Origin of the sequence: Lyngbya sp. CCY1209, from assembly GCF_035615495.1 — a bacterium.
GTDB lineage: Bacteria > Cyanobacteriota > Cyanobacteriia > Cyanobacteriales > Microcoleaceae > Limnospira.
Genome location: NZ_JAJENU010000428.1, coordinates 1 through 7,092, shown reverse-complemented (window position 1 = coordinate 7,092; position 7,092 = coordinate 1). Strand labels below are relative to the sequence as shown.

The following is a 7,092-nucleotide window of genomic DNA, read 5'->3' as shown; positions in this document are numbered from 1 at the left end:
GGGAAGTTTTGAGGTGTTTAGTAATGGAACATCGGCGACCGTAACGGTTGAGATTCTCAGTGCGATCGACGGGTTGGAGGGTAACGATACCCTCACGGGTTCCGATCGCGATGATTCCCTATTTGGAAATTTTGGAAATGACTGTTTGATTGGTGCCGCCGGAGACGATACCCTGCAAGGGGGAGAAGGATTGGATACCTTTGCCTATCTCTCTCGTTCTGGCACAAATTCCGATCGCATCGCCGATTTTACGCCGAGGAGCGATCGTCTCGTTTTCGACCGTAACGAATTTGGATTTGAGTTAATTGAAGGTACTCCTGAAAACCAACTCAGTTCGGAACAATTTGTCACCGATCCCAATATTCCGAACACCCTCACCAGTCCAATTTTAATCTACAACCAGCCAGATGGAATCCTCGAATATTACCCGAATGGTATCGGAATTGAGCCCCCTGAGACGGTCGCAGTTTTCGATGGTTCTCCGAACCTATCCACCAATGATATCCTGCTAGTGGGAACCTCAACAGAGCCGATCGCTCCAGTTACCGCCAAAGCCGATGTTGCAACCACACCCGATTCAATTTTGGGGACGGACGGCCCCGATGTCATCAGTCTGGATGATTTTCCCTCTAGTTTGAATGCGATCGCCATTCCCGTTTTAGACAATGACAGTCCGGCCGGTGGTTTGACAATTGACAGTCTCGGCACTGTGGTGGGAGGAAACGCGACCATTCTTGAAGGTGGTACGGCGGTGCAGTTTATCCCGACACTGCTAGGAGAAACCGTCGGGAGTTTTAATTATACTGCCAGTGACAGTGCGGGGAATACGGCATCTGCCCCGGTAACGGTTACTATTTCCGCCGTGACAGCCGTCGATGGTTTGGGAGGTGACGATATTCTCCGAGGAGCTGAAGGCGATGATTCTCTATTTGGAAATACCGGAAATGACACGCTACAGGGTGGCAACGGAAATGACATTCTCGAAGGAGGCTTTGGTGGTGATTTTCTGATAGGTGGTGATGGAAATGATACTTTCCTTTATCGATCAGTCGAGGAAGTGCAAGATAATCAAACCGACTCTATTTCGGATTTTGATTCTGATAGCGACCAAGTACAGTTTACGGAAGATTTCAGTGGCATCAATTTGATTGGTGAAACCGATGAAATTCCCGTTAATGAATCTGCCTTGATTTACGCACAAACAACTGGGGAGTTACGGTATGTTGATGAAAGTAACAATCAATTCGTTATTGCTGCTTTCAGTCCTTTGCCTGATGGTAGTTTCCCCCTTCTGGATGATTCATCAATTTTGATCCTTTAAACCATAGGGTCGCCATCAGACCGTTTCAGCTCAAATGAGGCAAAATTCAAAACGGAGCATCGGGCATCTTGCCTGTAGATTCAAAACGTAGCATCGGGCATCTTGCCTGTAGATTCAAAACGGAGCATCGGGCATCTTGCCTGTGGATTCAGATCGGAGCGCCTCATTTAAAATGAAACAGTCCACTACTAGACAGTACAATTACCGACGAGACGGCGGCAAAGTCCGGAAAATGCCGATTCCGGTGGGTCTGGTGGTTGTGGTTCCGCCGTCGGAGCCCGAAACGGAACTCGGCGCGACGGGAAGGGTGGAGGGCAAAGCTCGGTTCGTGTTCAGTCCGCCACCCGTCGTATTTTCGGAGGTTTGCAGGGAGTCAGAACTGCTGGAAACGCCCCCCGTCGTGGCGCCGCCGCCTCCGAGGGGGTCGCCGATGCCGCCCAAGGCATCGCCTAAAAAGGAATTGGTGAAGCCGGAGTCCTGTTCTTCCTCAAAAAAGGTAGCTCGGATGCGACGTTGGGCGATCGCATCTTCTGAAACGGGTTCGGTTTCGGCGATCGCGCCAGAACCTACCCCCGCAACAATGGTTAGCATCGGTAGCAGTAACAATAATTTTGACACATTACGGATGATCATATCAACTTCTCCAATACGAATTGAACCTCACAACATTAGCATAGGCGATCGGACGTGCGATCGCCCAACCCCGGTAATCTACGACTTAAACAAGGAAAACTTTTCAAATTTTTCAGCCAGCAGATAGTAAAAGGTGACGCGAGATTTATTCCGCGTATCTTTCATTGCTTCGCAAACCTCGGCGATCGCCCCGTCCAAATCGGCTTCATTGGCCGTCAGTTGCAGCTTTTTTTTTAAAAAGCTCTCCCGCACCCGATCTAACTCGGCTTGATCGCCACAGGAAACCAATGAAGCATCTCGGCTCCGCAAAGCAATGCCGAGATGTTTGACAATTTTTTCCACCACTTCTTCATCGACATTGGTCGTGTATTTTTGCACGTCCTGGATATATTCGTCCATTGGGAAATCTCCGCTCGCTTGACTGTATTTTTTCTTCAACAAAGATTCTGCTACAAAAGGCAATCGAGGTCAAGTATTGGCCGGAGTTAACCTCACAAATTGATTTAAAAATCAAAAAACGGACGCCCTCACTTCCCTACATCCGAAAACTCACGGTTCAATCCGACACCATCACCTCGCCGGTTCAGAACATCCGAGGGGGTGGGAATCGGCGACAACCGAGACGGTGACGGCTTTTGCTCTCGACAACCCATCCCCCCTCGACTTCTGCCCGCAATAACTCAAACTTTAAAAGTTGCGAATTGACACCGGATCGCCAATTCACTCAATTTCTGTTAAACTCAATACGTTCGCTCTTTCAACCATCTTCAACCCCTATGACAGTCCCCCATCAAAGCCCAGTTCTGACCCGACCCATCCAGAAAAAGCCGTCTAAGACGATTTGGGGATCGCCGTCTAACGGATGATTTTAGATAGAAATGATGACCCAAGATAGGGTTGTATTGAAAAAAATTGCGGGTCAACTGGGAGTATAAATCGATGAAATTTTGTTTTTTTATTAAAGATTGGTTGCGATGGATGATCGGAAAACGGGGGGTGCGATCGCTGGGAATTTTGAATGCGACATCGCCTCGGTTTTTGGTCGCACTCTTTTTAGTTTCATTAATCGCCGTACTGCAAATTCCGGCGATCGCGCAGCCACCCATCGCGCCGCCACCCATCGCGCCGCCACCCATCGCGCAGCCACCCATCGCGCCGCCACCCATGCTACAGGTTGACCCCCAACCGGCGGCTACCCCCCAACCGGCCACCCCGCAGCCACCGATCGCGAAGCAAGCGGAAATTCGGGGCGTGTGGATGACGAGCAACGACAGCGACATTTTGATGGATCAGCCCAAACTCGAAGAGGCGATCGGGCAATTATCTCGACTCCATTTTAACACACTTTACCCGGTAGTTTGGAACTCCGGTTATGTGACATATCCCAGTACGGTGGTACAAGAAGCGGGAATTCAAAACTTTGTTCGCCGGGGGATTCAAGGACAAGATATGCTGGCCGATTTAGTGCAACGGGCCCATCGTAAAAACTTGTTAGTGATTCCCTGGTTTGAGTTCGGATTTATGACGCCTCCCACCTCCGAATTAGCGTTAAATCACCCCGACTGGCTAACGCAACAGCGGGACGGAACCCAAACTTGGATCGGTGCAGCGGGGGAAGTGGTTTGGCTGAATCCCTTCCATCCGCAAGTGCAAAAATTCATCACCGATTTGGTGTTGGAAGTCGTCACCCGGTACGATATCGACGGGGTACAATTCGACGATCACACCAGTCTACCCAACGTCTTCGGATACGATTCCTACACCCGTTCTCTCTATCAACAAGAAACCGGAAGCAGTCCCCCATCCGACCCGTACAATTCATCCTGGGTGCGGTGGCGGGCCGATAAAATTACAGCCTTCGTCAGACAACTGAATAAAGCGGTCAAAGAGAAAAAGCCCAATGTCATTTTTTCGGTGACACCCAACCCCTATCATGTAGCCTACGACAGCCACCTCCAAGATTGGGCGAGGTGGGTGAGGGATGACCTGGTTGATGAGTTAATCGTGCAGGTTTATCGAGACGAAATGGACTTTTTTACTGCAGAGTTGAATCGCCCGGAAGTGAAAGCCGCCCAGAAAAAGATCCCGACGGCGGTGGGAATTCTGACGGGGTTGAGAAATAGACCCGTCCCGATGCCGTTCATTCAATCGAAAGTCCGGGCGGCCCGCGATCGCAATTTGGGCGTGGCGTTCTTTTTCTTTGAAAGTCTGTGGGAATACGCGCCGGAACCGGTCGCCGAACGGCAGTCAGATTTTCTCAATCTTTTCCCCAACCCGGCGGTGCGATCGTCGATTTAGGGAATGGAATACCCCCCATTATCCCCCTTAAAAAGGGGGACTGGGAAGCCAATTCTCCCCCCTTCCAAAGCAGGGCCGTGTCATTCTCCCCGAAAAATGGCGGAGGGAGCGGAGGGGGATTATTTTAAATTAAAAAAGGGGTGATTTTAGCCACAATAAATATAATCATCAAGCGCCGATCGCCGTCCCTGCCACGCCCCCGAGCAACTGATAGATCATCGCCGCGATCGCGAACAGGCCCAAAATAATCATCAAGCCGGCGGGCATAAATTTCTTCGTTTTGACATAGCGCCCCACGAAAGCGATCACCAAAACCACGGAAATAAACAGGGAAAAAATCAGCGCCCAGCCGAAGCCCTGGGCCTGGAGAAAAGCGCCCAAAAGCAGCAGAATGCCGCTGCCGACGCCCGCCATCAGAGAAATTTTACTTTGCGCTTTCGTATATCCGACGATCCCGCCGATTATCGCGAGAATTCCGTAGGCGATGGTTGCGATCAATCCCAGGCTCATGACTCCTCCTCCTTCAACAGTGACATCAACAGCAACCTATCAGGGACGGGAGGACACCGGCAAAAAACGTTGTAAAAATTAACGATTCCTCCGGACACCAATGCCGATAAAATATAGAAATGCGGCTTTTTCATTGAGATTTCAGCCGGTTTCGGTGCCCATTTCGATCCATTTTTGTCCGATGTCTTCCCTGCAACCCCACGCGATCGCGAAAATGAAGTTTCTCCAGCGTCAGGCCGCCTCCCTGCTGCTGTACCAGGGCGTGATGGAGGGGGCGATCGGCCGCGCCTTTTTGCACCTGTTGGAAACCTTGCAGCGGGGGGACACTCCGGACAGTCTGCAAGCCTACGGCGACTGGTTTCGGGTGCAGGCGGAACGCTGCCAAAGCTGGCAAAATTACCTGCTCACCCAAATTCTCCGGGCCGAGAACCCCTTCACCCGCCAGGCCCAACAGTCCGACCTGGACATCCTCCCCAGGTCCCTAACCGCCGCGGCCCGCCGCGATTTGGGCATCTTGCAGACGCTTTACCAGTGCGAGGGGGTGCAAATTGCCCTGTGGGTGCAGGCGATCGCGCAACTTCCCGACCTCCCCATTATCTGGGAAGACGCCCCCGATCGCGTCGAAAAAATTGAGGAACTCCCCCTGCGTCGCAAGTTGGCGGCACTGGACAATTGGGGGGACGGGTTGGAACCCCTGGCCGCCCACTACCGGCGCTACGGGACCGGAAAATTCGCCCGAAATCAGGCGTTTCGCTGGCAAAAGGGAGAACTGCGGGCGATCGCCAACCCCGACCCCGTGCACCTGAGTCAGTTGGTGGGTTACGAGTCCCAGCGGGAAATGTTATTGAAAAATACCGAATTTCTCCTGGCCGGATATCCGGCGCTGAATGTCCTGCTTTACGGGAGCCGCGGGTCGGGCAAATCCTCCCTGATCAAGGCCCTGCTGCACCGGTACGGCGATCGTGGGTTGCGGTTGATCGAATTCGCCAAATCCGACCTGGGGGCGCTTCCCGAGGCGATCGAGCAGTTGCGGGGGGTCCCCCAGAAATTCATCATCTTCGTGGACGACCTGTCCTTCGAGGAGGACGACGACGCTTTTAAAGCCCTGAAAGTCGTCCTGGAGGGAAATTTAACCGCCCGACCCCAAAATGTGGCGGTGTACGCCACCTCCAACCGCCGCCACCTGGTGCGGGAATTTTTCGAGGAGCGCCCCCGGCCCCAAGATGCCGACGAGGTGCACCACTGGGATACGGTCCAGGAAAAATTGTCCTTCGCCGATCGCTTCGGACTCACCCTCACCTTTGAACCGCCGGATCAGGACGCCTATCTGGCGATCGTCCGCCACCTGACAAACCTCGCCGGACTCGACATCGACCCCGAAGACCTGGACTATCGCGCCCGCCAGTGGGCCACCCGCCACAACGGGCGATCGGGCCGGACGGCGCGGCAGTTCGTGGATTTCCTGACGGCGGAATTTGCCGTTTCCGAGAAATAGCCAAAATTTCTGGCCCCCCTGGCCCCCATCCCCCCCAACCCCCATCCCCCCCAGCCCCCATCCCCCCCAGCCCCCATCCCCCCCAGCCCCCCTTTGAAAGGGGGGAGAAAGGGGGGAGTAAGGGGGGAGTAAGGGGGGAGTAAGGGGGGTGAAAGGGGGGTGAAAGGGGGGAGAAAGGGGGGAGAAAGGGGGGAGCCAGGGGAGGCAACGCTAGAAACTTTAACGGGGACTTTGAATCAAAAAGTGTATTTCTTTTGCAGCGAACGGCACTGTATAGGAGCGATCGTGTATTTATATCAAATCCGGTTAAATACCCGCTTTCGCCAAAGCCAATTCCGGCTCCCCCCTTTTTCCCCCCTTACAAAGGGGGGCCGGGGGGGATGGGGGTTGGGGGGGATCTCCGATTCTCAGGTAAATAACCGGATCTGATATGACATGACTCACAGAAACCATTATAATCAAAAAGTATCAAGCCTTTGAGGACATTGACTATGAAGGCAGAATTCACCGCAATCATTGAAGCGGCTTCCGAAGGCGGATACTGGGCAATTTGCCCCCAGGTTCCCGGCGCGAATGGGCAAGGCGAAACCATCGAAGAAGTCAAAGAAAATTTAAAGATGGCAATTCAACTGATTCTGGACGATCGCTTGGCAGATATTCGCAGGGGACTCTCCGAAGATGCCATCGAGGAAACCATATCAATTCCATGAAGCGAAAGGAATTAGAAAAGAAATTAAGAAGGGCCGGTTGTTATATCAAATCCGGTTGAATGCTCGGAACAAAACGGGTTAGATATCCAAACCGCTTGGGAATCAATTCCCGAGGGCGCAAGCCT

7 protein-coding genes are annotated in these 7,092 nt (G+C 52.7%); 4 read left to right on the top strand and 3 right to left on the bottom strand.

Features of this window, described 5'->3' with window-relative positions:
- Positions 1–1,321: calcium-binding protein (locus LKE08_RS13055; RefSeq protein ID WP_324704668.1), on the top strand; the 1,321-nt coding region annotated here is incomplete at its 5' end.
- Between the two features lie 201 nt (positions 1,322–1,522).
- Here LKE08_RS13055 and LKE08_RS13050 read toward each other — a convergent pair.
- Both LKE08_RS13050 and LKE08_RS13045 read right to left on the bottom strand, forming a co-directional pair.
- The gene (locus tag LKE08_RS13050) at positions 1,523–1,912 is read right to left on the bottom strand and encodes a hypothetical protein (protein ID WP_324704667.1); all 390 of its coding nucleotides are present in this window, start codon (positions 1,910–1,912) and stop codon (positions 1,523–1,525) included.
- Between the two features lie 120 nt (positions 1,913–2,032).
- Positions 2,033–2,353 (bottom strand): DUF2853 family protein, encoded by a 321-nt coding sequence (locus LKE08_RS13045; protein ID WP_324704666.1) that lies wholly within the window; start codon positions 2,351–2,353, stop codon positions 2,033–2,035.
- A 540-nt stretch (positions 2,354–2,893) separates the two neighbouring features.
- Between LKE08_RS13045 and LKE08_RS13040 the strand changes: the two genes are divergently transcribed.
- Entirely contained in the window at positions 2,894–4,252 is a 1,359-nt protein-coding gene (locus LKE08_RS13040) for a glycoside hydrolase family 10 protein (RefSeq protein WP_324704665.1), read from the top strand.
- A gap of 168 nt (positions 4,253–4,420) precedes the next feature.
- Here the strand turns inward: LKE08_RS13040 and LKE08_RS13035 are convergent, their stop codons facing one another.
- Positions 4,421–4,762 carry a TMEM14 family protein gene (locus tag LKE08_RS13035; RefSeq protein WP_324704664.1) on the bottom strand — a complete coding sequence of 114 codons (342 nt, stop codon included), beginning with the start codon at positions 4,760–4,762 and terminating at the stop codon, positions 4,421–4,423.
- A gap of 181 nt (positions 4,763–4,943) precedes the next feature.
- Between LKE08_RS13035 and LKE08_RS13030 the strand changes: the two genes are divergently transcribed.
- Entirely contained in the window at positions 4,944–6,257 is a 1,314-nt protein-coding gene (locus tag LKE08_RS13030; protein WP_324704663.1) for an ATP-binding protein, read from the top strand.
- A 491-nt stretch (positions 6,258–6,748) separates the two neighbouring features.
- On the top strand, positions 6,749–6,967 hold the full coding sequence (locus tag LKE08_RS13025; RefSeq protein WP_324704662.1) for a type II toxin-antitoxin system HicB family antitoxin: 219 nt from the start codon (positions 6,749–6,751) through the stop codon (positions 6,965–6,967).
- Positions 6,968–7,092: the final 125 nt, after the last annotated feature.